The organism is Nisaea sp., from assembly GCF_034670185.1.
Classification (GTDB): domain Bacteria; phylum Pseudomonadota; class Alphaproteobacteria; order Thalassobaculales; family Thalassobaculaceae; genus Nisaea.
In genome coordinates this window covers 19989-45736 of sequence record NZ_JAXMNY010000003.1, presented here as the reverse complement: position 1 = coordinate 45736, position 25748 = coordinate 19989, and the positions used below count along the sequence as shown (strand labels likewise).

Below are 25748 nucleotides of genomic sequence, written 5' to 3'. Positions count from 1 at the left end.
AACAAACCCGCGGCCATAATGGACGTTTAGAACGCCAACCATGTCCACTCCTGGAATCCAGAACCTGCTACAGCAGGCACTCACACATCACCAGCAGGGCCGTCTGCCGGAAGCGGCCGTGCTTTATCAGCAGGTCCTTCAGCGTAACCCGCGCGAGCCGGACGCGCTTCATCTGTTCGGTGTGCTGATGCATCAGGGCGGTCAGCACGAAACCGGGTGCCAACTTGTCGAGGCAGCGTTGCAAATCGTGCCCGGGCGGGCGGACTTCCTGAGCAATCTTGGTCAAATCCTGAAGGCCTTGGGCAAACCGGACGAGGCGGAAGGCTCCTACCGCCAAGCCCTCGCCAAATCGCCGGGCTTTGTCGATGCCCTCGCCAATCTTGGAGCGCTGTTGCAGGAACGCGGCGCAATGGCCGAGGCTATCGGTTTCCTGCAGCAGGCAATCCGGAAAGAGCCTGGCCACGCTAATGCGCATATGAATCTCGGCAACGCCTATCGAAAAGACGGCCGTATCGAGGATGCCGAAGCAGCCCACCGGCAAGCTGCCTCCCTTGCTCCTCTCAGCGAGGAGACTCATGCCAACCTTGCCACGACCTTGATCGATCAGGACAAGCTGGAAGAAGCCGACCGGTCACTGAAACGTGCTCTCCTTCTTAATCCTGCACTGGCCGAGGCGGTGAACAGCTTCGGGTTTCTGCTCTTCAATCAGCGGAAATACACGCCCTCCGGCGCATGGTTCGGACGCGCTATTCTGCTGGCGCCCGGTTATGCCGCGGCCCATACGGGTCTCGCCGAACTCGCTTATTTCTCGGGCAATCTGGAGCAAGCACTTCTTCATTCTGAAAACGCACTCCGCCTCGCCCCTGACGAGCCGCAAATCCACCTGCGCCACTCCATCCGGTTGCTGGCGGCAGGCCGTCTGGAAGAAGGCTGGCGGGAACGGGAATGGCGACACAAGGCGCCGGACCGGGTCCGGAGGCTCGGTCTCCCCCCGATCTGGCATGGTGAGCCGCTGAGCGGGAAGCGCTTACTGGTTTGCGCCGAGGAAGGTGTCGGGGACGAGATCCTCTATGCCTCCATTCTGCCGGAAATCAGGGAACTCGGTGCCGAGCTGGTGCTTGAGTGCGACGAGCGTTTGCTACCGGTCTTCCGGCGCTCGTTCCCCGATGCACTGGTGCATGCTTACGCCAGGGCGGGAGACGGCTTCCGGCCGGTGCAGAAATACGATTGGCTGCCGCAGGACAAGCCGGTCGATTACGCGATCGATGCCGGCAGTCTCACCTTCTATTTCCGTCGAACGCTCGAGGATTTCGCAAAGACGCGCCCCTATCTGGAGCCCGATCCGCATCGGGTTCTCCAAGTCCGCGACATGCTCAATAAGACTGGTGACGGTCTGAAAATCGCCCTTGCCTGGAGATCCCGTAAAAGCACGGCTTTCCGGGACGTTCACTACACCGCCCTGAAAGACTGGGTACCGATTTTCGCCCTGCCGGAAGCGCAGGTATTCTCGATCCAGTACGGCGAAAACTGGGACACGGAGATCGAAACGCTCAAACGAGAAACCGGGCACGGCCCGACAATTCTGCCCGAACTGGATCTCACCGACGATTTCGACGACATCCTCGCGCTCATCTCTTCTGTCGACGTGCTTATTTGCCCCAGCAGCACGCTGGGCTGGATCGGCGGCGCGCTCGGCAAGGAGACCTGGCTGTTCCATCCTCAACCGCTCTTCGTGCAGTACGGTGCGGACGGCTTTCCCGGATTCCCGAGCATCAAAAGCTTCGCAAAACCGTTTGAGGAAAGCTGGGAGCACACCATCTCCCAAATTGCTACTGCACTCCGATCAAAGGCAGCGAAATGAGCGCGACATTGCTTCAGGCCGCGTTCGCCTCCCACAGGGCCGGTAATCTTGAGGCCGCCATCGGTTATTATCGGGATTGCCTAGCCTCAGATGCTGGTCAAAGCGCCGTATATGATTATCTCGGCATCGCCTGTACCGGTCTGCCTGAGCACGGCCCGGAAGCTGTGCGTGCCTTTCGGCGCTCCCTGTTGCTCGAGCCCGGGCGCGGTAGCGTTTTGAGCAATCTGGCAACACTCTATGTGCACGCCACTGACGACCCCAGAGCTCTCTTGTGGTTTCGCCGCGCGTCAAAAACAGAGCCTCTGCGCGCCGACAATTGGGCACGCCAGGCAAGTTGCGCGATCCGACTTGGCCAAAATGCCGAAGCACTTACCTGCCTGAAGCAGGCATGCAGGCGTGCCCCGGCTGATTCAACGCACTGGGAACATCTTGGCACTCTGCTGCGCCGAATGGCCCGCCGCGCGGATGCAGAGCGCGCCGTTCGGGACGGATTGCTCATCAATCCCGGGGCTGGGCGTCTCTGGTCTTCCCTTTCCGCCACGCTTCTTGAGACAGATCATGTCGCGTCGGCAATGCGGTTCGGAAGCAGGGCAACGATAGCGGCACCGGCGGATAGCGAGGCTTTCGGAAATCTCGCACAGGCGCTCTACCGGTCCGGCCAGCTTGAAGCTGCGATCTCGAGCGGCGCGCAAGCCATGCGCCTCAATCCCCAGAACCCGATCGTTACATTCAATCTGGCGATCTATCTTCTGAGCAGCGGCGATATGGCGCGCGGCTGGCCGCTTTATGAGGCTCGCCTGATCTCGCTCCGGAAAATGACCCGCAATCTTCCGCCACAACGCTGGGCACCGGATATTTCCGGACCTGATATCCATCTGCTTGTCTATGCCGAACAGGGGCTCGGTGACGAAGTCATGTTCGCCACCTGTTTTCCAGAATTGCAGGAGCGTTTGGCGCGGGGTGAGCTGGGAAGCGTCACGATCGAATGCACCGACCGGCTCCGCGCCCTGTTTGAGCGATCCTTCCCCGAGTTTCGCTTTTTTGACCGCATCCGGAAGCAGGAGCAGCGCTTGCACCCTGCCGACTACGGGACGATTGTCGGCGAACGGGGATGCACCCATGAAGTAGCAACAGGCAGTCTGCCGAAACTCTTCCGCCCGGATCAAACGCGCTTCCCGAACACGTCCGCCATATTGGTGCCCGATCCGGTCAAGGTCGCGTACTGGAGGCGCTGGCTCTCGAGCAAAGGAGACGGTCCCTGGATCGGGCTGTCCTGGCGATCACGGGCCAAGCGCAATCTCGAAGCGGTCTATTATCCGGGACCAGGAAATCTTGGCCCCATTCTCGACATCCCCGGCGCCGGTTTCGTGACCCTGCAATATGACGAGGACGCGGAAGAACTGGCCCGGATTGAAGCGGGAAACGATGTCCGCATCCTGCGGCCCGAGAGCCTTGACCTGACCAATGACCTGGACGGGGTCACCGCACTGATCTCCGCGCTGGATCTCGTGGTCTCACCACAAAATCTGGTGCTTAGCCTGGCAGGCGCTCTCGGGGAAAAAGGCTATTCCATGCCCCATGTCCTGACCTGGGTCTCGCTCGGAACCAGCCGCATGCCGTTCTTCCCCTCGATTGAAGTCGATATCCGGCGAGAGGACGAGGGTGTGGACTGGAAGCCGGTTATGAGACGCCTTGCCGAGCGGATACGATCCCACCTCAATTCCTAGGGTAACAACGCCGTTGAGCTAGCGCTCCGCGACCGCCTCGGCGGCGATCCGGCTGGAACGTGCTCTCTGCGCCTCGCGATAGGTGATGTAGAGCCCACTCCCGACGATAATCCCGGCACCGAGCCAGGTGATGGCATCCGGCAGAGTTCCGAAGATCAGGAAAGTCAGCAGCGTCGCCATCAGCAATTGTCCGTAATTGAGCGGCGACAGCAAGGAAGCCTCGCCAAGCCGGAAAGCCTTGATGACGAGGAAGTGCCCGAGCCCACCGAGAAACCCGATCAGGATGAACAGGCCATAGTCGAGCGCGCTGGTCGGCAGCCGATAATCGAACGGCAGCGCAACAGTCGTCATGAGCGCACCGATCAAGGCAATATAGGTGATCGAGGTTTCAGCGGAATCGCTGCTCGCGTACTTGCGGGTGAGCACCTGATAGACCGCATAGAAGAACGCGGTGCCGATAACCAGGAACATCGCCCAGTGGCTTTCGGCACCCCCCGGCCGGATGATGATCAGCGCGCCACAGAAGCCAACCAGAACGGCAATCCAGCGGCGGATACCAACCTTCTCGCCAAGAAAGGGAACCGCGAGGGCCGTGACGATGATCGGCGAAGTGAAGTTGATCGCGCTGGCGATCGGCACTTCGATATAGCGCACCGCCAGGAAGAACATGCAGGTGCAGCAGAACATCAGCACGGAGCGGATGATGTGAACGCCCGGCTTCTGCGCCCGCAGCAACCCGATCCCATGCTTCGGCATGAAGAGGATCAACGCGAACAGCAGATGCCCAGTATAGCGCGCCCAGACGATCTGCGTTGTCGAGTATTCGGCGGAAAGATAGCGCGCCAGCACGTTCATGCAGGGCAGCACCGTGATTGCGCCAAGCATGAAGAGAACGGCCGTGCCGTAAGAACTCGAAAGGGATTTGGAGGCGGCTGCCTCAGCGTTTGTTGCCATGTTCGCAGTCTACTTTTGCGACACCGGCAAAACAAATTCCAACCCAGAATGAATGAGGCCTCGTCAGGCCCGGAAGCGGCCCAGAGACAGGGCGAGTTCCTTAATACAGACCTCCTTAGGCCTACCCCTTGAAGGTTTGCCGCGCCACGGTCAGGTACATCGCGTTCATGGTCGGGATTGGATGACGCCCTTTCTCGCGAAACCCGGCCCGCTTGAGAGCAATGACGGCCGGCCAGTTGTCCGGATGCGGACAGGCGACGATGCGGTCCGCATCCGTTTCCTTGAATATCTTTCCGGCCAGTGACCGGAGCATGGCTTGTCCGATTTGCCGGTTCAGGAAATCGGTCTCACCGATCAGGAAATCCACGGCGCGGGTTTGCGCGGTGACATCCGGGATGGCGGTCCAGTTCGGATCGCCGTAAGCGCTGTAGACATGCGCGCACCCAATCTCCCCGCCGGCAAATTCCAAGATGTAAAGTGTGGATGCCGGGTCCGATGACCCGCCATCAAGTGCCCCGGAGATCGTCGAGAATATCCGATGCGTCCAGCGCGTTACATGAGGAGCTGAAAGCCACCGGCGGACTGTTTCCTCGTCGGAAGGCTCTGCCTGGCGAAAAAGAATGTCTCCACCGTTACCGGAATCCAGCATCGATATCACCAACCGGCGCTGTTTGCAGGTCCTTGGCCGTGGGCACACGGGCTGCGTCACGCTGTTCCGGGTTCAGCCTGTATTCAATGAAAGCCACGACACGGGTCACGATGAAAACCAGCGCCAGGTAGAAGACCGCGGCAATCAGGAAAATTTCCAACGGCTTGTATGTCTGCGAGATCAGCTTGCGGGCGATGCCGGTCATCTCCAGCAGCGTTATTGTGCTGGCAAGCGACGTCGACTTGATCATCAGGATGATCTCGTTGCCATAGGCCGGAAGAGCCTGACGGATCGCCTGCGGAAAGACGATCCGGCGAAACCGCATGACCGCATTCATGCCGCAGGCCTTGGCGGCCTCGATCTGGCCGAACGGAACGGCCTGGATGCCGCCGCGAATGATCTCGCTGGTATAGGCGCCGGTATTCAGCGTCAGCGCCAGAATTGCGCACCACCAGGCTTCACGCAGCACCGGCCAGAGAAAGCTATCGCGCACGGCCTCGAACTGGCCGGACCCGTAATAGATCAGGAAGATCTGCACCAGCAGCGGCGTGCCGCGGAAAACATAGACAAAGCCGTAGGCAAAACCTGCGAGAGGGCGGAACCGGGAGGTCCGCAGCAGCGCAATGACAATCGCGAGGAAGAAGCCGAGGAAGAGCGACGATGCCGCCAGGATCATAGTGACCGGCAGGCCGCTCAGGATTTTCGGGAAGGCTTCCGCCATCAACTCAAAATCCATGACTCAGGCCCTCCTGACGCCACGGTTGGACCAAAGCTCCGCCAGCCCGAACCCTTTGTTCGAAAAGGCCGTCAGGACGAGATACAGAACGCCCGCCGCCAGATAGAAAGTGAAGGGCTTCTGGGTCGAGCCACTGGCGACCGAGGCCTGTCGCATGATCTCCACCAGACCGACGATGGAGATTAGGGACGTGTCCTTGAGAGTGAGCTGCCAGACATTTCCAAGCCCCGGCAGCGCGAACCGCGCCACCTGCGGCACCATGATCCGGCGGAACAGCAGAAACCGGCTCATGCCACAGGCTTTTGCCGCCTCGATCTGTCCCTTCGGCACGGCGAGAACAGCACCCCGGATCACCTCGGTCGCATAGGCGCCGGAAATCGTCCCAAGCGCGATGGTGCCGATGGCGAAGGCATCGATCTCGATATATTCCTCGTAGCCGAACACGCGGGCGACGGCCATGGCCGCCATGCTGCCGCCGAAGAACAGCAGATAGATGACCAGCAGGTCAGGAACGCCGCGGATCAGCGTGGTGTATGCTTCACCGATCAAACGAACAGCCAGATAACGCGAGAGCTTTATGGCAGCGCCCGCTGTGCCAATGACAATACCGAGCAGAAATGCCGCCATGGCCACCGCAAGCGTCATCAGCATGCCGCGGACCATTTCATCGCCCCAGCCGTCATCGCCCCACTGCAGCAGTAGCATCCAATCCGGCAAATTCACCTGAGCTGTCTCCGGCTTGTTTCAGCAGAAACGCGGCCGCACTGAGGCGGCCGCGTGTATTGTTCTGGGATCAGCAGATGCCGATCATTCCTTAGGTGTGCCGTCAAAGCCGAACCACTGCTTGGAAAGCTTGGAAATCGTGCCATCCACCCGTGCTTCGTCGATCGCCTTGGTGAACATGTCGGCCAGTTCCTGGTCATCCTGACGGATGCCGGCGCCAACGCCGTTACCGAACGGGCCACCGTCCATCTTCGGGCCGACCATCGCCATGGTCTTGCCCTTCTCGCCTTCGAGCAGCGGCACCCAGTAAGAAAGCGACGCCAGGGCGGCATCGATCCGGCCTGCAACGAGATCCAGATCCAGGTTTTCCTGGGTGTCATAGGTTTTCACGGTGACCGTGTCACCCATGTACTCGTTCAGGAAATTCTCGTGCGTGGTGGAGATCTGCACGCCGATGGTCTTGCCCTTCAGGGCCGCTTTCATCGAATCCAGACCGGCCTTTTCCTTGGCATCGACACTGGCAAGGGTCAGCGCGTCGAGACCGGCACTCAGGCTCGCCAGAGGGCTGGCTTTCAGCACCACGAAGGATGCCGGGGAGCCCATGTAGGAGCGCGAGAAAGTAATGACTTCCTTGCGTTTGTCGGTGATCGACATGCCGGCCATGATGGCGTCGAACTTGCCCGCCTGCAGTGCCGGAATTATGCCTTCCCAGGCCGTCTGCACCAGATCGCACTGGACGCTCATGCGCTCGCACAGATTGGCATAGAGATCGACCTCAAAGCCGGCCAGCTTGCCGGAGCTGTCGGTGAAGTTCCACGGCGCGTAGGCGCCCTCAGTGGCAATGCGGACCTTGCTGCCCGCCTTGAAATCCTTGGCATCCGCGGCACCGCTAAAAGCGATGGACGCGAGGGCCAGGGCTGTCAGAAAACGTTTCATTGTTTTGGCTCCCAGTTTGAATCCGGTTTAGTTCCCTGCGGTTTCTGTTGCTGCCTCGATCAGTTTCGTTTCACGAACTGACGGCAGCGCTCCGATCGCGGATTGTCGAACACCTGTTCAGGCGGTCCAATTTCTTCCACACGCCCCTCGTGCAGGAAGACCACCTCGTTCGAGACCTCGCGAGCGAAATCGATTTCATGCGTAACAATGATCATGGTCCGGCCTTCCTCGGCAAGCTGGCGCATCACCAACAGCACCTCGCCCACCAGTTCCGGATCGAGCGCGGATGTCGGCTCGTCGAACAGCATGACCTGCGGCTCCATCGCCAACGCCCGGGCAATCGCGCAACGCTGCTGCTGACCACCGGAAAGATGGCTCGGATACTGATCCCTCTTGTCCGCAATCCCGACCTTCCGGAGCAAACCTTCGGCGCGGGCAATAGCCTCTTCACGCGGCACCTTCAGCACATGGATAGGCGCCTCAATAACGTTTTCGAGCACCGTCATGTGTGTCCACAGATTGAAGCTCTGGAACACCATGGAAAGCCTGGAGCGGATGCGGTCAACCTGCCGGTTGTCCGCCGGAAGCTGGGTGCCGTTCGGACCCGGCTTCATAGCGATGGTCTCGCCATTGACGGACACAACACCCCGGTCCGGAATCTCAAGCAGATTGATGCAACGCAAAAAAGTGCTTTTGCCGGACCCGGAAGAGCCGATCATGGAAATCACATCGCCCTGCCGGGCATCAAGAGAAACTCCCTTGAGGACCTCCAGGCCGGCGAAGCTCTTGTGCAGGTCCCGAACGACCAGCGCCTCGGACGCGGAGTCCGGCGCGTGCGCTACTGCCATATTGACGCAATCCCAACCATAACGGACATGCGCAGCATAATGGTCAATGCGAAACCGGCAAGATTAATGTCACGGAAACGCCATGAAAATTGCACTGAACGGTGCAGTTTTCACTTATCCGCCGAGCGCCTTGATCCGGGCCTCAAGCATTCCGCGAGCGGGCGCATCGGGGCCCATGAGTGTGAGCAAATCGCCCCAGAGTTTCTTCGCAGTTGCAGCATCGCCTTTTCTGTACGCGATGAGCCCTCCATAGAAGAGGCCATCGGGGTTACCCGGCGCCAATGTACGGATATGCGCAACCAGCGAGACGAACTCTTCCGTCATGCCAGTCTCCGGCGTGCCCGGCGGGAACAAAGCACGGGCATATGAAAGCTGGATATCCAGATCATCAGGCGCCAGCCGTGCCGCATTCGCCTGCGCGTTGATCGCCTCTTCGGTCTTGCCGAGCACGCCATAGGCACGTGCGAGACGGAGCCAGCCGTCGAGATCGTCCGGCTCTTCCTGAAGGCGTTCGGCCAGACGGTCCACCATGGACTGGATCATCGCAGACCGGTCTTCCGCGGTCATGTCCTGTGCCGCAGCCACGTCATCCGCACTCGGCCCCGGCACCGATGCAGGAGTCGGGCTTTCGGGGCGGCCTTTTCGTTCGGCCTCTCTGAGAGATGACACATCGATACCGGCTTCCGTCCCGACCTCGTCAATCCGTTGGGTCACCAATGCTTCCCAGGGCGCGCCGGGCGGCGTGTCCGCTTCCAGTGCGATCCACCATTTCAGCGCACCGGCTGCGTCCGCTGCCTGACTGCGGGAGAGCCCAAGATAGTAGCGGGCGCGAGGCTCCTGAGGTTGCTTCAGATTGACGGCGCGGAAATCCGCGACGGCAGCGGGCGGCACCACACCGTCAGCGGCGAGCACCAGCGCTTCGCCGCGCGCCGCGATGAGCTGAAGATTGTCCGGCATCAGCGTGATCGCCTTCGCATAGGCATCGACGGCATCGCGATAGCGTTCTGTCACCAAGTAGGAGCGCCCCAACAGCGCCCAGCCGTCGGCATCGTCCGGATTGTTCTCCAGCTTGGCCTGCAGCCCTGTGATCATCTCCGAAACGCCGGGCTGTTCTTGCTGAGCCCCGGTTGCACGCTCTTGGCCCGTTGCCTGACTGCCGGTGCTCCCTGCAAGAGTCCGGGTTCCCGCACCATCGGTGCGCGCGGTCAGCGGCAGATCCCGCATGCCGGGACTGCCCACGGAGACATAGGTCAGAAGCGCACCGGCAGGGACCGCAAAAATCACCAGAACGGACGCCGCCAACCGGCGCTTGCGGACTGATTGCGGCGATGCGGCCGCGGATTTCTCCTGCTCCGCCGCAGCGGCCAGCATGCGGCGCTCAACCTCAAGCTTTGCTGCTTCGAAGTCCTCGGCGCCGAGGCGACCCGCATCGAGATCGCGCTCCAGCTCCTGCAACTGATCGCGATAAACCGCCAGCGCTTCCTCTCGCGCTCCTTCCCCGTTCTCATCATCGGTCCCGGCGGAAAGAACTGGCCAGAGCAGAAGCAAAACGATGCCGAACGTCAGAACTCCGGCAAAAACCCAAAAGATCATCAGGCTTTCCGATCCTGTTCAGACATCAGTGCGCCGATCCGCTTGCGCTCGTCGTCGCTCAAGGGTGTTGGTATGGTCTCATCGCCACCGCCATCCCGCCGCCGCAGGAGGAACACGGCAACGCCGATTGCCCCCAGAACGCCGATGGCGAACGGCCCGTACCAGAGGAACAATGTCTCCGCCTTGACCGGCGGCTTCAGCAGCACGAAATCGCCATACCGATCAACCAGGAAGGTCTTGATCTCGCTGTCGCTGTCACCGGCGACGAGACGTTCCCGCAAGATCACCCGGAGGTCTTTGGCAAGCCCCGCATTACTGTCGTCAATCGACTGGTTCTGGCAGACGAGGCAGCGGATTTCCTTGCTGAGTTCACGCGCACGCGCTTCGAGCGCAGGATCCTTCAGCATCTCGCCCGGCTCCACCGCAACAGCAGGCACGGTCAGAACGGCAACAAGCAGCGCCATAATTATGGAACGGATCATCCTTTGGCCGCCCTCAAATGTTCGACCATCGGCAAGATCGTCTCCTTCAGGGCTTGAGCAGTCAGCGGGCCGACATGCCGGTAGCGAATATGCCCGCCCGCATCGACGACATAGGTTTCAGGCACGCCATAGACGCCCCAGTCGATGGCGGCACGGCCGTCCCCGTCGACGCCGATCCGTCCGAACGGATCACCCAGCTCGCGCAGCCAGACAAGAGCAGCGTCCCGCTGGTCTTTGTAGTTGATACCGACAAGCGGCAGGTCCGTTTCAGCGGCAAGCCGCATCAGGATCGGATGCTCCGCCCGGCATGGCCCGCACCAGGAAGCGAAGAAATTGACCAACTTCACCTCACCCCTGAGAGCCTCCGGACCGACCCCCGGTTTGTCCTGCAACAACCGTCCCAAGTCATGCGCCGGCGCCGGTTTGTCGATCATCACGGACGGCAGAATGTGCGGGTCCTTCTTGGTCAGGATCGGCACCGTGAAATAGGCGGCGATCACCGCGAAGACCAGCAGCGGCAAGAGGAAGAGCAGCCGTTTCAGCATCTCAGTCTCCCGCCTCCGTCACCGCCGGTCGGGCTGCGGGTCGCTTAGAACGTTTCGGCGCACCTATGCGCAAGCGGCGGTCCGACAGCGAGAACAGCCCGCCGAGAACCATCAGCATGGCGCCGGTCCAGATCCACGGCACCAGCGGCTTGACCCAGACACGGACAATGTAGCCGCCCTGGTCACTGCCTTCACCGATGGCGACATAAAGATCGCCGGAAATGCTGGAGCGGATGGCCGCTTCGGTGGTCGGCATCTGCTGCACCGGATAGAGCCGCCGTTCCGGATGCAGGGTAGCGTATGGAACACCATCCTTGCTGACCTTCAGCGTCGCCATGTCGCGGAAATAGTTCGGACCCTGGCTGCGCTCGACCTTCTCCAGCACCAGTTCGTACTGGCCGAGGGTCAAGGTATCTCCCGCTCGTGCGGTTGCGACCAGCTCCCGGGTCCAGTTCATCTCGCCCGTGGCGCCGCAAATGAATACCGCCATGCCGATATGAGCGAGGCTCATGCCGTAGGCGGCTCCGGGAAGATTGAAGAGACGCCTGAGGCTGTCGACGACCGGAATCCGGAATAGACGGATACGTTCGGCCAGTTCGGTCACCACACCACCCGCCACCCAGGCGGCAAAGCCGAAGCCGAGCACTGGCGCCAGAGGCGCGCCCTCTTCCAGAACCAGAATTCCGCCCGCGACCACGACAGTGAAGAGCGCACTGACCCAGAGCTTTTCGACGGCCGCGCGGAGATTGCCGCGCTTCCAGGGCAGCAGCGGGCCGATGGCCAGCAGGACCAGAAGCGGGATCATCACCGGCACGAAGGTCGCATTGAAGAAAGGTGCACCGACCGACACCTTGTCGCCGGTCATCGCATCCAGGAATAGCGGATAGAGCGTACCGATAAAGACGGTCACCGTCGCCACGCTCAGGATCAGGTTGTTCAGCACCAACCCACCTTCCCGGCTCACCGGCACGAACAGGCCGCCGGCCTTCAGCGCGGGTGCGCGAATGGCAAAGAGCGTGAGCGAGCCACCGACCGCGACGATCAAGATGCCGAGGATGAAGAGACCGCGCTCGGGATCGACAGCGAAGGCATGCACCGACGTCAGGATGCCGGAGCGCACCAGGAAAGTGCCCATCAGGCTAAGCGAGAAGGTGATGATGGCGAGCAGAATCGTCCAGGCCTTCAGCGCATCGCGCTTTTCCACCACGATGGCGGAATGCAGCAGTGCCGTGCCTGCCAGCCAAGGCATGAAACTGGCATTCTCGACCGGGTCCCAGAACCACCAGCCGCCCCAGCCAAGCTCATAATAGGCCCACCAGCTGCCGAGCGTGATGCCGGCGGTCAGGAAGGTCCAGGCGGCGAGAGTCCAGGGCCGCACCCAGCGGGCCCAGGCCGGGTCGACCCGGCCCTCGATCAGCGCTGCCATGGCAAAGGAAAAGGCCAGTGAGAAACCGACATAGCCGATGTAGAGCATCGGTGGATGGAAGGCGAGACCCGGATCCTGCAACAGCGGATTAAGATCGCGACCGTCGAGCGGCGCCGGATCAAGCCGCTCGAACGGGTTCGAGGTCAGCAGGATGAAGCCAAGGAAGGCGAGCCCGATCAGGCCCTGAATAGAGATCACACGGGCCTTCAGCGTGTCCGGCAACTGCCGGCCGAAAGCGGCAACCGCAAAGCCGAACAGGGCTAGGATCAGCACCCAGAACACCATCGAGCCTTCGTGGTTCCCCCAGACGCCGGAGATCTTGTAGAGCAAAGGCTTCAGGCTGTGGGAATTCTGCGCCACGTTGGCAACCGAGAAGTCCGACGTGATGTAGGCGTGCATCAGCGCGCCGAAAGCGATCGAAATGCACAGGAACTGAGCCGAGGCGGCGGGGGCGGCGAAGCCCATCAGAGCAGCATCCCGCCTGGCCGCGCCGTACATCGGCACGACGACCTGCGCAATCGCAACGAAGAAGGCAAGAACGAGGGCGTAATGCCCGATCTCAGCGATCATTTCGCCTCCTCCCCTTCTTTCCAGCGGCCGGATTTCTTCAATGCGTCGGCAACCTCGCGCGGCATGTAATTCTCATCATGTTTGGCCAGCACTTCGCTGGCTGTGAAGACGGTGCCGTTGAACTTGCCCTCTGCCACAACGCCCTGCCCTTCCCGGAACAGGTCCGGCAGGGAGCCGCGATAGACCACTTTCACCGCATTCTGGAAATCGGTGACGATAAACTCGGAGCGCAGCCCCTCCTCGTACTTCTTCCAGCTACCATCCTCGACCATGCCACCGATCCGGATACGACGGTCCGCCCCGACATCCTTTTCGGCGAGATCCGTCGGACTGAAGAAAAATACGAGATTATCCTCGAACGCGGTCAGCACGAGTGCCGCCGCCGTGCCGAGCATGGCAAGTCCGATCAGGACAATGGATAGGCGGCGGCGTTTAGGCGTCATGGCGCGTATCCTCTGGATCGTTCTGCTGGCGGCGTTGTCGCCGAGGCCCCACCCGCTCTTCCAGAGCGGTTAACTCGCGATCCCGTGTCCGAACCCTGATAACTGAGGAGATCAGCATCACGGCAAGCATCACCACGACCACTCCGTAGGACGACCAGACATAGGTCGCATATCCACCCATTTCGAGAAATTCCTGAATGGCCTTGCTCCAGCAAACCGTTCATCAACACTTGGAATTTAGATTAATTCCAAAACCGGTCAAAGCGACGTGAAGTCGCGGGCAATCACAACGCGATCAGTCGGCACCCCCGTCAGGAGACGTCTGACAGGTGCAGCAACCGGATGCGTCGGGCCATCAGCTCGCCACGCATGCGCACAACCAAGAGATACAGGAAGTACAGCTTGAAGGCGGCGGCCATCAGCAACAGCGGCAACAACATCGACGGATCGATGGACGGCCCGTCCATCCGCGCCACACTCGCAGGCTGATGCAACGTGTTCCACCAGTCGACCGAAAACTTGATGATCGGGATGTTCACCACGCCGACCAGCAGCAGAATTGCGCCCGCCTTGGAGCCACGCTCCGGATCGTCGAAGGCATCCACCAGGGCGATATAGCCGAGATAAAGGAAGAACAGGATCAGAACGGAGGTCAGCCTCGCATCCCAGACCCACCATGTGCCCCACATCGGCTGGCCCCAGAGAGAGCCCGTGATCAGTGCCATCAGGGTGAAACCTGCCCCGACCGGCGCGGCGGCCTGGGCCGCGACATCGGCCAACGGATGCTTCCAGATCAGAAAACTGCCCGCCGCAGCGGCCATCACCACATAGATGAACATCGCCATCCAAGCCGACGGTACGTGCACATACATGATGCGCACGGTCTCGCCCTGCTGGTAATCCGCCGGCGAGGCGAACAGCGCAAAATAGAAACCAGCGGCGCCAGTCAAAAGACCGAGCGCCATGATCCAGGGCTGCAGCCGGGCGGCGAAGCGCATGAAGCGCGCCGGATTGGCAAGCCAGTGGAACCAGTTCATCCGAGCATATCCTCCATATACCTTATCGGTATGGATCGGTCCGGCCGCGGGGTCTGCCCCCGTCTCTCTCCGTCCGCAGATTTGTTTGAACACCAACCGGCGGAAAACATCAACCGGCCGCTTGTCTCAGCGCCGCCGCAGTCGCCCACGGCGCGAGCGGAAGGCAAGCCATCAGCATGGCGCCCAGGATCAACAGCTGCGCCTTGGCCGACTGCCCGGTAACAGCAGCCTCTACCGCCGACACCCCGAAGATCAGCAGCGGAATGGTCAGCGGCAGCACCAGCAGGGCAACCAGCGTTCCCGCCCGCCGCGCGCCGAGCACCAACGCTGCACCGACCCCGCCGAGCAGGCTGAGAACCGGCGTGCCCAGAGCCATGCTTGCCAGCAGCACCGGAAAGGCCTCGGTCTGCATGTTCATGAAAACCCCGAGCAACGGCGCCATCAGCAGCATCGGCAATCCGGTGGTCAACCAGTGGGCCAGACACTTCGCCAGCACCAGGACTTCCAGCGGCACCGGGGTCAGCAGCATCAGCTCAAGCGAGCCGTCGTCGTAATCGGTCTGGAACATCCGGTCGAGCGACAGCATGGCCGCGAGCAGAGCGGCAACCCAGACGATGCCGGAAGATATTCGCTCCAGCACACCCGGCTCCGGGCCGACAGCGAGCGGGAACAGGGTCACCACGATGACAAAGAACATCAGCGCCATGGCGGCATCGCTGCCCTGACGGAGAGCGAGGGAGAGGTCCCGGCGAACGAGGACGAGAAAGCACTTCATGACGCGTCCCGGAAAGCGCCGGCCCGGAGCTCCGCGCCGAGGGCACCATAGGCCTCTGCGAGATCGCCCGCGGACGGGGCGAAATCCGAAAGTTCAAGCTCGGCAACACGATCGCCGGTCTCGAACCGGATATGGGTGGCAGCGACAATCATGCCGCCGCGAGCGCGATGCCCGGCAATAGCCTCTTCCAATGCCGCGACGCCATCGACATCCAGCCCAACCGTCGGCTCGTCGAGAATCCAGAGCGGGGCCTCACTGACAAGCAGCCGGGCGAGCGCCAGACGTCGCTTTTGGCCGGAGGAAAGATAGCGCGCCGGAAAATCCGCGCGATGCCCGATCCCGAAACGCTCCAGCGCCGCCACCACGGATATCCCGTTGGCGCCGCGCATTCCGGACCAGAATATGAGGAGTTCTTCAGCCGTCATCGCGGGCTTGGCCGCATCGGCATGCCCGACATAGTGCAGCATCCCGGCATGGGATTGAGGATCGTCCGTGACCGAAACACCGTCCCACAGCAAGTCGCCGCGTGCCGGACGAACCAGAGTCGCCATGGTCCGCAACAGACTCGATTTACCGCTGCCATTCGGGCCTTTCAGGATCAGCACACCGCCTGAGGCGAGGGTGAAATCCAGCCGGTCGAACACCAGACGGCCGCCTCGCTGGCAGCCGAGCCCCCTGCCCTCGAACCGGTGATCACCAAAAACTTCCATGAAAGCAATGCCCTCGCACCCAATACCAACACCATAGGGGAGGTCGCCGCCCGCCTCAACGCGGTAAGGTGCCGCAAGGCATTCTCTGGGCAGTTTCCGGATTTCGCATAAAGAAAGCGGCGCCGGTCTCTGGGGGGAGGGGGATGCGGCGCCGCTTTTTCAGTTCCTGGCCCTCCGAAGAGAACCGGGGAAGGGGACCAGTTCTCGGCGGACTGTCCGCCAAGTCGGTTTACCGGGGACTGCCGGTATATGAAAAATATAGGAACGCCGTATGGTGATTTCGAGACCATGGAGTGTATTTTTTCCATCAACTCCATCCTGCCCGCTCTATCCCAAACGGAGCGACTTGATGAAATAGTCGCGCGTCAAACGACAACAACGATAAAAAATCAGCTCTCAGGGAGTAAACAATGCCCGCCATCCATGCCTCCGAAGCGCTCTCCCGTTTCACCGTACTCGACCTGACACGTGTCCGCTCCGGGCCGACCTGCGTACGCCAGCTTGCCGACTGGGGCGCCAATGTCATCAAGGTCGAATTGCCCGAGGCACTGGAAGCCGGCAATCAGCTCGGCGGCGCCCGCAGCGGCTCCGATTTCCAGAACCTTCATCGCAACAAGCGGGCGATGACCCTGAACCTGAAAGATCCCGATGGGGTCGCCCTGTTTAAGAAGCTCGTGCAGACGGCAGACGTCATCGTCGAAAATTTCCGGCCCGACGTGAAACAGCGCCTCGGCATCGATTACGAAACACTGGCGAAGGACAATCCCCGTCTGGTCTATGCCTCGATCTCCGGCTTCGGCCAGGACGGCCCCTATGCCAAGCGCCCCGGCTTCGACCAGATCGCGCAGGGCATGGGCGGTCTGATGTCGATTACCGGCGCCCCCGGCGAAGGCCCGATGCGGGTCGGCATTCCGGTGGCGGACCTGACCGCCGGGATCTTCGCCTCCCAGGGCATCATGGTGGCCCTGCTGGAACGGGAAGCCTCCGGCAAGGGCCAGTGGGTCCATACCTCCCTGCTGCAGGCGCAGATCTTCATGCTCGACTTCCAGGCCTCGCGCTGGACCATGAGCGGCGAAGTCGCCAAGCAGGCCGGCAACAACCACCCGACCAGCATCCCGACCGGCGTGTTCAAGACCAGCGACGGCTACATGAACATTGCGGTCTCAGGGGAGAAGATCTGGACCCGGTTCTGCGCCGTCATCGGCCGCGAGGATCTGCCGGATAATCCGGACTACAAGACCGCGCCGTCACGCTCGGAGAACCGGGACACGCTGAACGCCATCATCCAGGATGTGATCCTGACCGGGACGACAAAGCACTGGGTCGATCTGTTCAACAAGGAAGGCGTCCCGGCCGGGCCTATCTACACCATCGACCAGACATTCGCTGATCCGCAGGTCAAGCATCTCGGCATGCAAAAAACCGTACATTCCGAGGAGCATGGCGATATCGATCTGGTGGCCCAGCCGATCACACTGTCGCGCACGCCCAGCACCTTCGCCGCCGCACCGCCCGCCTATGGCGAGCATACGGACGAGATTCTGGGCGACCTCGGCATGAGCGCCGAAGAAATCCAGAGCCTGCGCGACCGCCACGTCATCTGACGCACTTTTCGACACGAAACGGACCCGCCCCATGCCTGCCAGCACCGCACCGCAACCGATCCTGACCGAGTTCAAGGGGGGCGTCGCCCGCCTGATCTTCAACAACCCGGCCCGCCACAACGCCATGTCCCTGGAAATGTGGACCCACGGCGCCGAGTTGCTGGAGGCTTTCGGGCGGGACGACAATATCCGCGCCATCCTGCTGACAGGGGCGGGTTCCGAAGCCTTTGTCGCCGGGGCGGACATCTCCAAATTCGGAGACGAGCGGGCCAGCCGGGAAGCGGTTGAAGCCTATGACCGCGCCGTCGCCCGCTTCCAGCAGGTGATGCGGGAGCTGGAAAAACCGACCATCGCCAGGATCGACGGCTTCTGTATCGGCGGCGGCCTCGCCATCGCCATCGAATGCGACATCCGGGTCTGCTCGGAAAAATCCAGCTTCTCCGTCCCCGCCGCCAAGCTCGGCATTGGCTACGCCATGGACGGCATCCGCCGCCTGCGCACCCTCACCGGCCCCGCCTTCGCCGCCGAAATCTTCTACACCGCCCGCCGGTTCTCGGCGCAGGAAGCGGTGATGATGGGTCTGGTCAACCGGGTGCTGCCCGAGGCGGAGTTGGACACCCACGTCGAAGACCTGCTCTCCCGCATCTCCGAAAATGCCCCGCTCGCCATCCAGACAGCGAAACGCGCGCTAATCGAACTGGAGAAACCAGAAGACGAGCAGGACTCCGCCTCCTGCGATGCGTTGGTGCTGAAATGCATGGAGAGCGAGGATTACGTAGAGGGCCGGACGGCGTTCATGGAGAAGCGGAAGCCGGTGTTTCGGGGGCGGTAAATTTGCCGAGCAAAGCTCTCACGATATTACTCTTCTTTTTGCCGCCGCAATTGAAAGCGCCGACTTCAGGCGCGCGATTTGGTTACCAATTTGGAAAATGGTTATTTGCGAAAAAATGGCGCCCAACGCTGATCTACACTCCAGTTTCTCTTATCTCTGCTTACGTGTCTTACAGAACCTACATCGAAGACAACATGAACGGGTTTTACATCTTCGGAACGTTCAGCGCCCTTTGTGTTCTTATTAGCATTGGATGGCCACTTCTTATCGCAAAGCACCAAGAAATTGAGACCCGTTCAAGGACTTCGGGCGAAGACCCGTAGTTGCTCACGCTCATCCAAATCTGCCGTACAGCTATCGCCGATACTGAATCTGTGGAGAACGCCTAATCCACAATAAACAGCTTCGCGCCGGTCTCCGTCGAGGACCGATGCGCAGCGTCGCCGAAGTCCGAGACCTGATAGGACATGCCCGCTGTCATCGTGGTCTTGCGGCCGTCCTTCAGCTCGGAGACCAGCTCACCTTCCAGCACATAGAGAATATGCCCCCGGTCGCACCAGTGATCGGCGAGGTAGCCGGGTGAATACTCGACCTGCCGGATGCGGATGTCGCCGATTTCCATGGTCCGCCAGATGGCCTCTCCGGTCTCGCCGGGATGTCTGGTTTCCGTGACCTCTGACCAGTCGGTGACGGTGAAAGGCAAATCGGGGATTTTCATGGGGGGCTTTCCGGTGGCGGGAGAGAGCTGGAACCTTATGCATGTGCAGGACGCCTGACAACGGCCACCAGTTCTCTCCTGAAAAGGCCGACATCACCTCATCAAAGAAGCGGGCAAGCGGCGCCTTCTTCCACTCCACGCTCACGCCACTGTCGATCCAGAACGAAAACTCATCATAACTGAGCCCCTCGATCCGCTTGAGTTGGTCGATGACTTCAGCCGCCGTCCTGCCAGACAGGATGGTGAGTGCAGCCAAGGTTGAAAAAGTATAGCCGGATGAATATCTTTATACTCATTCGGTGTAAAAAATGCATCACCGCATCGCATTACGAGAGCAACGAAGGTCGCCCGACATCGTCACGGGCCGGTCACGCATCAGTGACGCCTTCAAACTCCGGTCGCCCGACAGCCGCTGGGTAACACCGAACGGGATCTTTGGGGGAGTGACTTTTGGACCTGATCAAGCTGATACGACAAGAGTCCACCGCGTCCTGGTTCGGCTTCGCGTTTTTTGCCGCGGTCTCCGGGCTTGCCAACGCCCTTGTTCTTGCAGTGATTAACCTGGCCGCAAGCGATGTTGCCGAGCTCGATGACGAGCGGCGAACCCATCAGCTGACGATTTTTCTCATCGTCGTCGGGATCTACGTTATTGCCCAGCGAACAGTGATGATTTCCTCGACCCGCGAGGTAGAGGAAATCATCCACAAAATCCGGATACGCCTGATTGAAAAAATCCGGACCGCCGATCTCATACCTCTGGAGCGGATCGGGCGCTCCTTCATCTATGCCAGCATCAACAAGGACACCCTGACCCTCTCGCAGGCCGCCCAGTCGCTCGTCGTCGGCGCGCAGTCCGCCATATTGGTTCTCTTCACGCTGCTTTACATCGCCTGGCTTTCACGCGTTGCTTTTGTCGTCTGCGTCGCGTTCATCGTGGCCGCAACCTGGTTCTACGGGAAGAACCTCAAAGGCCTGAATGCTGAACTTCAGGAAGCTGCAGTTACCGAAAACCGATTGTTCGACCTCCTCACAGACCTGCTGGAAGGGTTCAAGGAGGTCCGGTTAAACAAGCCCCGGAGCGATGCCCTCTACGCCGACCTGGAGCAGATCTCCTCAGAGGCGATGGAAAAGAAGAAGAACAGTCAGTCGGGGATCGCCAAAAGCTTCATTCTCTCCCAGACACTGTTCTATTTCCTTGTCGCCGCCATGGTTTTCCTCGTCCCGCAGTTCGGGAAGTTCTTCAGCAGCGCCGGTACCGATTACCACGAGGTTGTTATCAAAACCGCGACGGCAACCCTGTTCCTGATTGGACCCATCGGTTTTCTGGTCAACTTCATGGCAATCTTCGCCAACGCCAATTCAGCAGCGGAGAACATCAAACGGCTCGATGAAACGCTTACCGAGGCGGTCAGCGAGACGAAGGACGATCAACCCAACCTGCTCGGCAAGACCTTCGAGGAACTCGAACTGAAGCAGGTCAGTTTCCACTACCAGGGCTTACAGCCCGACAATCCGTTTGTTATGGGCCCCGTGGATCTGACGATCCGCAAAGGCGAGCTGATCTTCATCACCGGGGGCAATGGCTCGGGGAAATCGACCCTGATCAAGATCCTCGCCGGTCTCACCTACCCGACCTCAGGCTCCATGCGCGTCAACAGCCGGGAAATCGGGCCGGAGACCTATGACGAATATCGCAACTTGATCTCCATTATCTTCGGCGATTTCCACCTCTTCAAACGTCTCTATGGGATTGATCTCGGGGATGGCGGAAAAGCCAGGCGTCTGATGGAACATATGGAGATCCAGAACAAGACCCAGTTGATCTCCGATGAATTCTCAACGGTCCAACTCTCGACGGGCCAGCGCAAACGGCTCGCGCTTGTGGTCAGCCTGCTTGAGGAGCGCTCCATCTACATCCTGGACGAATGGGCCGCCGATCAGGATCCGGAATTCAGACGAAAATTCTACCGGGAGCTCCTGCCGGAGATGAAACGGGACGGCAAGACGGTCATCGCCGTTACGCATGACGATCAGTATTTCGACGTCGCGGATCGCTGTTTGCACATGGTCGAGGGCCGCCTCGTGACATCCCGGTCGCCCTTAGATGATACAGCCCACTGAATGGCGCCGGAGGATTGATAGATGCCCGAAAGCTCCTTCGCCGCCCATTTCTATTATAAGATTATATTTAAGCATCAATCGATATCTAAAAGTTGTAATCACCTATATCAGCCAACATATATTGGAGAACAGGCACGCGCGAACGGCCGCGGAAGATTCCGCGCCTCCGAAAATAAAGCCGCCATCTGCGCTGAGGGGAACACAAGGGAATCTGGAGCATGAAAGCCCTGAGAGACGTCATGATGCGCAGCCTGCCAAGCGTGACCATCGCCTTCATGATCGCCGCGTTCATCTTTGTCTACTTCACCCCAAATATGGTCACCACCATTCCAGCCGGCTATGTCGGCGTCCTTTGGAAACGGTTCAACGACGGGACCGTGACCAACCATTTCTTCCGCGAAGGCAACCGGCTGATCCTGCCCTGGAACAAGATTATCTCGTACGACGCGCGCATGCAGAGGGTCAGCGAGGATTATGACATCATTTCCGCCAACGGGCTGGCCATCGGCGCCAACATCACTTTCCGCTACCGAATCTCCCGCAAACGGATTGGGTTGCTGCACAAGTATCTGGGACCGAATTATCTGAATACAGTGTTGATCCCGAAGATTGGAGCCATCGCCCGGGCGGAGTCGGCAAAGTACTCACCCGTCCAGCTTTACTCCACGAACCGCGGCGACGTGGAGGAAGCGATCCTTGCGGTCGCAATGGAACAGTTGGTGCGGGTGACGCAGGATGTGATTGCGACCGAAGAGAAAGAGCGCACTGCCCTCAAGCTGCCGCCCTTGCCCGACGCACCGGATCCAATCATTAAATTGCACGATATATCCTTCCGCAGCGTGACCCTGCCACTCCTGGTCGAGAAAGCCATCGAGCGGAAGGAAGAGCAATTCCACGTCAATCTGGAATACAATTTCCGCCTGGATCGTGAGCGCAAAGAGAGCGAGCGCAAAGCTATCGAGGCCCGCGGCATCCAATCCTTTCAGAGGATCGTGAGCGACGGAATTACTGACGCCTATCTGCGATGGAAAGGGATCGACGCGACCTTGCAGCTGGCGCAATCGAACAACAGCAAGATCGTCCTCATCGGCTCGGGCAAGGACGGATTACCGCTCATTCTCGGCCCGATCGACAGCAGCTCGGGCAATGCCGGTGCGCCCGTCCCGGGGACGCACTCAGGCACCGAACTTCAGGCACGGTTTGGCGCGCAATTGGACGCCACCGCTTCGAAGCTAAAACAGGATGCTGAAAGAGCGGACGCTATCTTTCCCAATAGCTCCACGGCGGATCTCGACCCCGGCCGCATCGACACCAAGGACACAAGCACAGGCACCTCCCCGATCAAGACGGCACGCCCCCCCTGCGGGAACCAATGCCGCTGAAAAAACCACCGAACGAAATCAATCGCTCAATTAAAAGTCGCATCCAATTTTCAGCGACAGCAGGAACAACCCCTACCCCACACCAGACCATAAGCAACACAACATATTAATTATATTTATTTTTTTAATATATCGGCTACGGGCACCCGGAAACATGCACGGGAAACCCTACACTCGATAAATATGTTTTTACTCAATCAATAATATGATATTCTCCTATAAGATGAATTAAATGACGCTGTCTCCCGCAAAAAATGGAGTCGAAAGTCATTCCAGTGAATTTGGCTCCTTCATCAATTTTTGAGGCTTCCGAAGTGCCCGAAGATCCCAACGACACTCAAGACCTCAAACGGGAAATTGCCCGACTGAAGAGGGAAGCCAAGACGGCTGAACGCGAAAGGCAGAATGCAAAGAAGGCGATCGACGCGGCGAACGCGCATCGCCAGACCGCAGAGACAGAAACCGCTGCGCTGAAAGAGTCTCAGGCCGCGCGAGATCGGGAAACAAAAGCACTTCAGAGAAAGGTCGAAAGCGCAAACAGAACCAAAGAGAAGCTGAAGAAGGAATCAGCCGATCGAGACAAGGAACTAAAGCAGCTCGAAAGCTCCCTGCGCCAGTCACAGGCACAAGTGGACGGGCTGAAAAAGGCACTGGAAACCAAAACAGAGAAATCCGGCCAGCCCAATGGGCAGGTCGGAGCCGCCGTGACCGGCGTCTCGGCGGCAAAGTCGGATAACCGCGAACAGCGCATTCCGAGCAATGACCGAGACATTAGAAAGGAAACTTCCGCAATGACCGCACAAACCGACACAGGCGGCGCCGCCAAAAACGCGCAAACCGGACAACCCAATCCAGACAACGCCACCCAAACCGCAAACGCAGGGCAGCCGGATGAAGGGCACCTCGTCAAATATGAACTGGCCAAGACCCAATTACTCCAGCAAGACCGGCTCAAGGCGAACCGGATCGTCGCCACCTACAGCGCGATCGGAGCTGGCGTCGGCGTGATCCCCTTTGTCGTCGTCGACATTGCTGGACTTGCTACCGTTCAGCTCATGATGCTGAGCCGACTGGCCCAACTTTATAAGGTGCCATTCTCCGGCAACCTCGGGCGGACCTTGCTCTCCGCTGTTCTGGGCGCCATCATCCCGACGACCCTGAAGGCGGGCACCATCGGGCTGATCCGCTCCATACCGCTCTTCGGGCAGCTGCTCGGCTTTGTCGCGATGCCGACATATTCATGGATGGTGACCTACGCCATCGGCACCGTCTTCACCGACATCTTCGAGCAGAACAAGGACCTCGACTCGGTGAGCATTGAAGAAACCACGGCAAAGGTCAAAAAGGTCATGAATGACCTTGCGACCAAGGAAAAGGCTGAAGCCGCTACCGCACAGCAAGCCGCATAACCGGCCTCGAGCCCGGCGCGCCCGTGACCTTCAAAACCACGGGCGCGCCAGGGCGAAACACCTGAGCCGTCTAGATGGGCGCATGCCCCCGAGGATATGCGCACTCGTTTTTTGGTTAAGTCATCGAGAGAGAGCGGGACGTGGAATACCTTTGGCCGCCGCAACTTACATTCGCGACACTTATCATAATCTACTTCATTAGCTGCGCATTGGTCGGCCTCTATGGACGCGACCGGCTTCTGGGCTTCTGGGGGTTTTTCATTCTGTCTTATATCGTCTCGCCGTTTTTCACCTTGCTGTTCCTCGTCATCACCAGCACACGACGCACCTCGAACTGACCCCCCCCTAAAATCTCAAATTCACCTCAGCGTCGGGCGCAAGAAAGCGTGGCGCGACCGCCATCCCCGACCACGACTTCGGGCTGATCCAACGCCGTCGCCCCATCGCTGCAATACCAACCGATATACAAAAGCCTGCGAACCTTGCTGAGTGGGCCACAAATCAATTCCCGGCGCAAAAGCGCGTGTTCTCCGCCATTCGACCATTCGGTTCCGACATCGGGGAGCGTGACAGTACAAGAGTCCCGGCCGTTGCAAATACGCGCCACCCACCCCAGCCCGGAACACCATTGATCTGCAGAACCGTACTTGGCACTCGAAACTCTAATCCAGGAATCGAAAGCGCTCGCCGTCTCCCGCCGGCCCGGTGCATTTTTTTCGGTTGCACACCCGGCCTCAGCACCGCTCATAGATATCGCCGAACCATCGGCATGACGCATTCCGTCACGATCGCATCCGGACCGAGCGGAGCCCGGATCAAAACACACCAGGAAAAAGGCCAACCCGCAGGCCACGGGCAATCGGCGCGTCAATTCCACTCGCATCCGCTAAATCTCCCTGAACGATCGACAAAATCTACGTAAGAACAGGCTCAATGAGTGCGCCGTGCAATCCCTTCGGCTCGCAGCACAGCGCGGCAAGCGCATCTGGGCTGACCTCGAGGAACCTGAAGAGCACCCTGCCTGAGGGACCGGCGCGAACGGCCACGGCCAGCGTATATCCCGGTATTGGCTGCGACAGCCGGACCTGCCAATCCTCCCCCTCGCCTGCTTCCGGATCACCGAGCAGCGACGGTCCAATCACGAGAGACGGGGGATCGAGGCAAACGGAAATACCATCGAGCGGAATAGAAAGCCCCCGCCCGACAGCTTTCGTATAGGCCTCCTTCGCCGTCCAGATTGCGAAGAACGCATCGCGGCGCGCGCTGTCTTCCAGCTGCCGGAGAAAAGCCAACTCATCCGCCGCAAAAACCTGGCGCGCCAGGCCATCGATATCGGCATCTCGGGTAACCCGCTCGACATCGACGCCAACATCCCGCTCCCGGGTGACCGCACAGCAAACCAGCCCGCGTGAATGCGAGAGGTTAAAGCGCAACCGGCCCTGCTCAGGCTCATCATCGATTTCCGGTTTGCCGTAGCGCCCAATTCGGAAGGTAAAGTCCTGCGCAGGGGTCCCGGATGCAGCCTCGAGGGCGCATCTGGTCAGTGCATGCGCGCAAACATAACTCCGCCGGTCCTCCGGAAAATGGAAGCGCCTGGCTTTGGCGCGCTCTTCATCATTGAGAACCTGGCCGAATGCCGAGAGATGTCCCCCGACAACCATGTCAGG

Annotated in this window: 24 protein-coding genes; 7 read left to right on the top strand and 17 right to left on the bottom strand. The window is 59.9% G+C overall.

Annotated features, from left to right (window positions below):
* Positions 1 to 40: 40 nt before the first annotated feature.
* Positions 41 to 1861 carry a tetratricopeptide repeat protein gene (locus tag VOI22_RS13820; RefSeq protein ID WP_323797050.1) on the top strand — a complete coding sequence of 607 codons (1821 nt, stop codon included), beginning with the start codon at positions 41 to 43 and terminating at the stop codon, positions 1859 to 1861.
* On the top strand, positions 1858 to 3588 hold the full coding sequence (locus VOI22_RS13815; RefSeq protein ID WP_323797049.1) for a tetratricopeptide repeat protein: 1731 nt from the start codon (positions 1858 to 1860) through the stop codon (positions 3586 to 3588). Before VOI22_RS13820 ends, VOI22_RS13815 begins: the two co-directional genes overlap by 4 nt.
* A gap of 18 nt (positions 3589 to 3606) precedes the next feature.
* Here VOI22_RS13815 and VOI22_RS13810 read toward each other — a convergent pair whose 3' ends face one another.
* The 15 genes from VOI22_RS13810 to ccmA form a co-directional block, all read right to left on the bottom strand.
* Complete coding sequence (locus VOI22_RS13810; RefSeq protein ID WP_323797048.1) at positions 3607 to 4542, bottom strand: DMT family transporter; 936 nt, start codon at positions 4540 to 4542, stop codon at positions 3607 to 3609.
* 121 nt (positions 4543 to 4663) lie between these two features.
* Positions 4664 to 5191, bottom strand: coding sequence for a GNAT family N-acetyltransferase (locus VOI22_RS13805; protein ID WP_323797047.1), 528 nt, complete (start codon positions 5189 to 5191; stop codon positions 4664 to 4666).
* Complete coding sequence (locus tag VOI22_RS13800) at positions 5175 to 5927, bottom strand: ABC transporter permease (RefSeq protein ID WP_323797046.1); 753 nt, start codon at positions 5925 to 5927, stop codon at positions 5175 to 5177. The genes VOI22_RS13805 and VOI22_RS13800 overlap by 17 nt, the downstream gene beginning before the upstream one ends.
* Positions 5928 to 5930: 3 nt before the next feature.
* Entirely contained in the window at positions 5931 to 6650 is a 720-nt protein-coding gene (locus VOI22_RS13795) for an ABC transporter permease (protein WP_323797045.1), read from the bottom strand.
* An 84-nt stretch (positions 6651 to 6734) separates the two neighbouring features.
* The gene (locus VOI22_RS13790; protein ID WP_323797044.1) at positions 6735 to 7586 is read right to left on the bottom strand and encodes a transporter substrate-binding domain-containing protein; all 852 of its coding nucleotides are present in this window, start codon (positions 7584 to 7586) and stop codon (positions 6735 to 6737) included.
* A 59-nt stretch (positions 7587 to 7645) separates the two neighbouring features.
* Positions 7646 to 8434 (bottom strand): ABC transporter ATP-binding protein, encoded by a 789-nt coding sequence (locus VOI22_RS13785; RefSeq protein WP_323797043.1) that lies wholly within the window; start codon positions 8432 to 8434, stop codon positions 7646 to 7648.
* Between the two features lie 114 nt (positions 8435 to 8548).
* On the bottom strand, positions 8549 to 10027 hold the full coding sequence (gene ccmI / locus VOI22_RS13780) for a c-type cytochrome biogenesis protein CcmI (RefSeq protein ID WP_323797042.1): 1479 nt from the start codon (positions 10025 to 10027) through the stop codon (positions 8549 to 8551).
* Positions 10027 to 10509, bottom strand: a complete 483-nt coding sequence (locus tag VOI22_RS13775; protein WP_323797041.1) for a cytochrome c-type biogenesis protein — start codon at positions 10507 to 10509, stop codon at positions 10027 to 10029. Before VOI22_RS13775 ends, ccmI begins: the two co-directional genes overlap by 1 nt.
* The gene (locus VOI22_RS13770; protein WP_323797040.1) at positions 10506 to 11054 is read right to left on the bottom strand and encodes a DsbE family thiol:disulfide interchange protein; all 549 of its coding nucleotides are present in this window, start codon (positions 11052 to 11054) and stop codon (positions 10506 to 10508) included. The genes VOI22_RS13775 and VOI22_RS13770 overlap by 4 nt, the downstream gene beginning before the upstream one ends.
* 1 nt (position 11055) lies before the next feature.
* Positions 11056 to 13050 (bottom strand): heme lyase CcmF/NrfE family subunit, encoded by a 1995-nt coding sequence (locus tag VOI22_RS13765; RefSeq protein ID WP_323797039.1) that lies wholly within the window; start codon positions 13048 to 13050, stop codon positions 11056 to 11058.
* The gene (gene ccmE, locus VOI22_RS13760) at positions 13047 to 13493 is read right to left on the bottom strand and encodes a cytochrome c maturation protein CcmE (protein WP_323797038.1); all 447 of its coding nucleotides are present in this window, start codon (positions 13491 to 13493) and stop codon (positions 13047 to 13049) included. Before ccmE ends, VOI22_RS13765 begins: the two co-directional genes overlap by 4 nt.
* Positions 13483 to 13674 carry a heme exporter protein CcmD gene (gene ccmD, locus VOI22_RS13755; RefSeq protein WP_323797037.1) on the bottom strand — a complete coding sequence of 64 codons (192 nt, stop codon included), beginning with the start codon at positions 13672 to 13674 and terminating at the stop codon, positions 13483 to 13485. The genes ccmE and ccmD overlap by 11 nt, the downstream gene beginning before the upstream one ends.
* A 130-nt stretch (positions 13675 to 13804) precedes the next feature.
* Entirely contained in the window at positions 13805 to 14530 is a 726-nt protein-coding gene (locus tag VOI22_RS13750) for a heme ABC transporter permease (RefSeq protein WP_323797036.1), read from the bottom strand.
* A gap of 109 nt (positions 14531 to 14639) precedes the next feature.
* On the bottom strand, positions 14640 to 15305 hold the full coding sequence (gene ccmB / locus VOI22_RS13745) for a heme exporter protein CcmB (protein WP_323797035.1): 666 nt from the start codon (positions 15303 to 15305) through the stop codon (positions 14640 to 14642).
* Complete coding sequence (gene ccmA / locus VOI22_RS13740) at positions 15302 to 16015, bottom strand: heme ABC exporter ATP-binding protein CcmA (RefSeq protein ID WP_323797034.1); 714 nt, start codon at positions 16013 to 16015, stop codon at positions 15302 to 15304. Before ccmA ends, ccmB begins: the two co-directional genes overlap by 4 nt.
* A gap of 410 nt (positions 16016 to 16425) precedes the next feature.
* Here ccmA and VOI22_RS13735 point away from each other — a divergent pair, with 410 nt between their 5' ends.
* Both VOI22_RS13735 and VOI22_RS13730 read left to right on the top strand, forming a co-directional pair.
* Entirely contained in the window at positions 16426 to 17619 is a 1194-nt protein-coding gene (locus tag VOI22_RS13735; protein ID WP_323797033.1) for a CaiB/BaiF CoA-transferase family protein, read from the top strand.
* Positions 17620 to 17650: 31 nt separating this feature from the next.
* Entirely contained in the window at positions 17651 to 18451 is an 801-nt protein-coding gene (locus VOI22_RS13730; RefSeq protein WP_323797032.1) for an enoyl-CoA hydratase, read from the top strand.
* Positions 18452 to 18836: 385 nt separating this feature from the next.
* Here the strand turns inward: VOI22_RS13730 and VOI22_RS13725 are convergent, their stop codons facing one another.
* Positions 18837 to 19169, bottom strand: coding sequence for a DHCW motif cupin fold protein (locus tag VOI22_RS13725; protein WP_323797031.1), 333 nt, complete (start codon positions 19167 to 19169; stop codon positions 18837 to 18839).
* A 450-nt stretch (positions 19170 to 19619) separates the two neighbouring features.
* On the opposite strand from VOI22_RS13725, the gene VOI22_RS13720 reads away from it, so the two are divergent.
* The 3 genes from VOI22_RS13720 (at position 19620) to VOI22_RS13710 (ending at position 24081) form a co-directional block, all read left to right on the top strand.
* On the top strand, positions 19620 to 21290 hold the full coding sequence (locus VOI22_RS13720) for a cyclic peptide export ABC transporter (RefSeq protein WP_323797030.1): 1671 nt from the start codon (positions 19620 to 19622) through the stop codon (positions 21288 to 21290).
* A 218-nt stretch (positions 21291 to 21508) separates the two neighbouring features.
* A complete protein-coding gene (locus VOI22_RS13715; protein ID WP_323797029.1) occupies positions 21509 to 22672 on the top strand; it encodes a prohibitin family protein in 1164 nt (387 codons plus the stop codon).
* Positions 22673 to 22926: 254 nt separating this feature from the next.
* Complete coding sequence (locus tag VOI22_RS13710) at positions 22927 to 24081, top strand: YcjF family protein (protein WP_323797028.1); 1155 nt, start codon at positions 22927 to 22929, stop codon at positions 24079 to 24081.
* A gap of 914 nt (positions 24082 to 24995) precedes the next feature.
* Here the strand turns inward: VOI22_RS13710 and VOI22_RS13705 are convergent.
* Positions 24996 to 25742 carry a 4'-phosphopantetheinyl transferase family protein gene (locus VOI22_RS13705; RefSeq protein WP_323797027.1) on the bottom strand — a complete coding sequence of 249 codons (747 nt, stop codon included), beginning with the start codon at positions 25740 to 25742 and terminating at the stop codon, positions 24996 to 24998.
* Positions 25743 to 25748 lie beyond the last annotated feature (6 nt).

Excerpts from the sequence above, each read along its gene's own strand:
- VOI22_RS13820 (WP_323797050.1), top strand. The coding sequence starts at position 41 with ATGTCCACTCCTGGAATCCAGAACCTGCTACAGCAGGCACTCACACAT.
- VOI22_RS13815 (WP_323797049.1), top strand. The coding sequence starts at position 1,858 with ATGAGCGCGACATTGCTTCAGGCCGCGTTCGCCTCCCACAGGGCCGGT.
- VOI22_RS13810 (WP_323797048.1), bottom strand. The coding sequence starts at position 4,542 with ATGGCAACAAACGCTGAGGCAGCCGCCTCCAAATCCCTTTCGAGTTCT.
- VOI22_RS13805 (WP_323797047.1), bottom strand. The coding sequence starts at position 5,191 with ATGCTGGATTCCGGTAACGGTGGAGACATTCTTTTTCGCCAGGCAGAG.
- VOI22_RS13800 (WP_323797046.1), bottom strand. The coding sequence starts at position 5,927 with ATGGATTTTGAGTTGATGGCGGAAGCCTTCCCGAAAATCCTGAGCGGC.
- VOI22_RS13790 (WP_323797044.1), bottom strand. The coding sequence starts at position 7,586 with ATGAAACGTTTTCTGACAGCCCTGGCCCTCGCGTCCATCGCTTTTAGC.
- VOI22_RS13785 (WP_323797043.1), bottom strand. The coding sequence starts at position 8,434 with ATGGCAGTAGCGCACGCGCCGGACTCCGCGTCCGAGGCGCTGGTCGTT.
- ccmI (WP_323797042.1), bottom strand. The coding sequence starts at position 10,027 with ATGATCTTTTGGGTTTTTGCCGGAGTTCTGACGTTCGGCATCGTTTTG.
- VOI22_RS13775 (WP_323797041.1), bottom strand. The coding sequence starts at position 10,509 with ATGATCCGTTCCATAATTATGGCGCTGCTTGTTGCCGTTCTGACCGTG.
- VOI22_RS13770 (WP_323797040.1), bottom strand. The coding sequence starts at position 11,054 with ATGCTGAAACGGCTGCTCTTCCTCTTGCCGCTGCTGGTCTTCGCGGTG.
- VOI22_RS13765 (WP_323797039.1), bottom strand. The coding sequence starts at position 13,050 with ATGATCGCTGAGATCGGGCATTACGCCCTCGTTCTTGCCTTCTTCGTT.
- ccmE (WP_323797038.1), bottom strand. The coding sequence starts at position 13,493 with ATGACGCCTAAACGCCGCCGCCTATCCATTGTCCTGATCGGACTTGCC.
- ccmD (WP_323797037.1), bottom strand. The coding sequence starts at position 13,674 with ATGGGTGGATATGCGACCTATGTCTGGTCGTCCTACGGAGTGGTCGTG.
- VOI22_RS13750 (WP_323797036.1), bottom strand. The coding sequence starts at position 14,530 with ATGAACTGGTTCCACTGGCTTGCCAATCCGGCGCGCTTCATGCGCTTC.
- ccmB (WP_323797035.1), bottom strand. The coding sequence starts at position 15,305 with ATGAAGTGCTTTCTCGTCCTCGTTCGCCGGGACCTCTCCCTCGCTCTC.
- ccmA (WP_323797034.1), bottom strand. The coding sequence starts at position 16,015 with ATGGAAGTTTTTGGTGATCACCGGTTCGAGGGCAGGGGGCTCGGCTGC.
- VOI22_RS13735 (WP_323797033.1), top strand. The coding sequence starts at position 16,426 with ATGCCCGCCATCCATGCCTCCGAAGCGCTCTCCCGTTTCACCGTACTC.
- VOI22_RS13730 (WP_323797032.1), top strand. The coding sequence starts at position 17,651 with ATGCCTGCCAGCACCGCACCGCAACCGATCCTGACCGAGTTCAAGGGG.
- VOI22_RS13725 (WP_323797031.1), bottom strand. The coding sequence starts at position 19,169 with ATGAAAATCCCCGATTTGCCTTTCACCGTCACCGACTGGTCAGAGGTC.
- VOI22_RS13715 (WP_323797029.1), top strand. The coding sequence starts at position 21,509 with ATGAAAGCCCTGAGAGACGTCATGATGCGCAGCCTGCCAAGCGTGACC.
- VOI22_RS13710 (WP_323797028.1), top strand. The coding sequence starts at position 22,927 with ATGGAGTCGAAAGTCATTCCAGTGAATTTGGCTCCTTCATCAATTTTT.
- VOI22_RS13705 (WP_323797027.1), bottom strand. The coding sequence starts at position 25,742 with ATGGTTGTCGGGGGACATCTCTCGGCATTCGGCCAGGTTCTCAATGAT.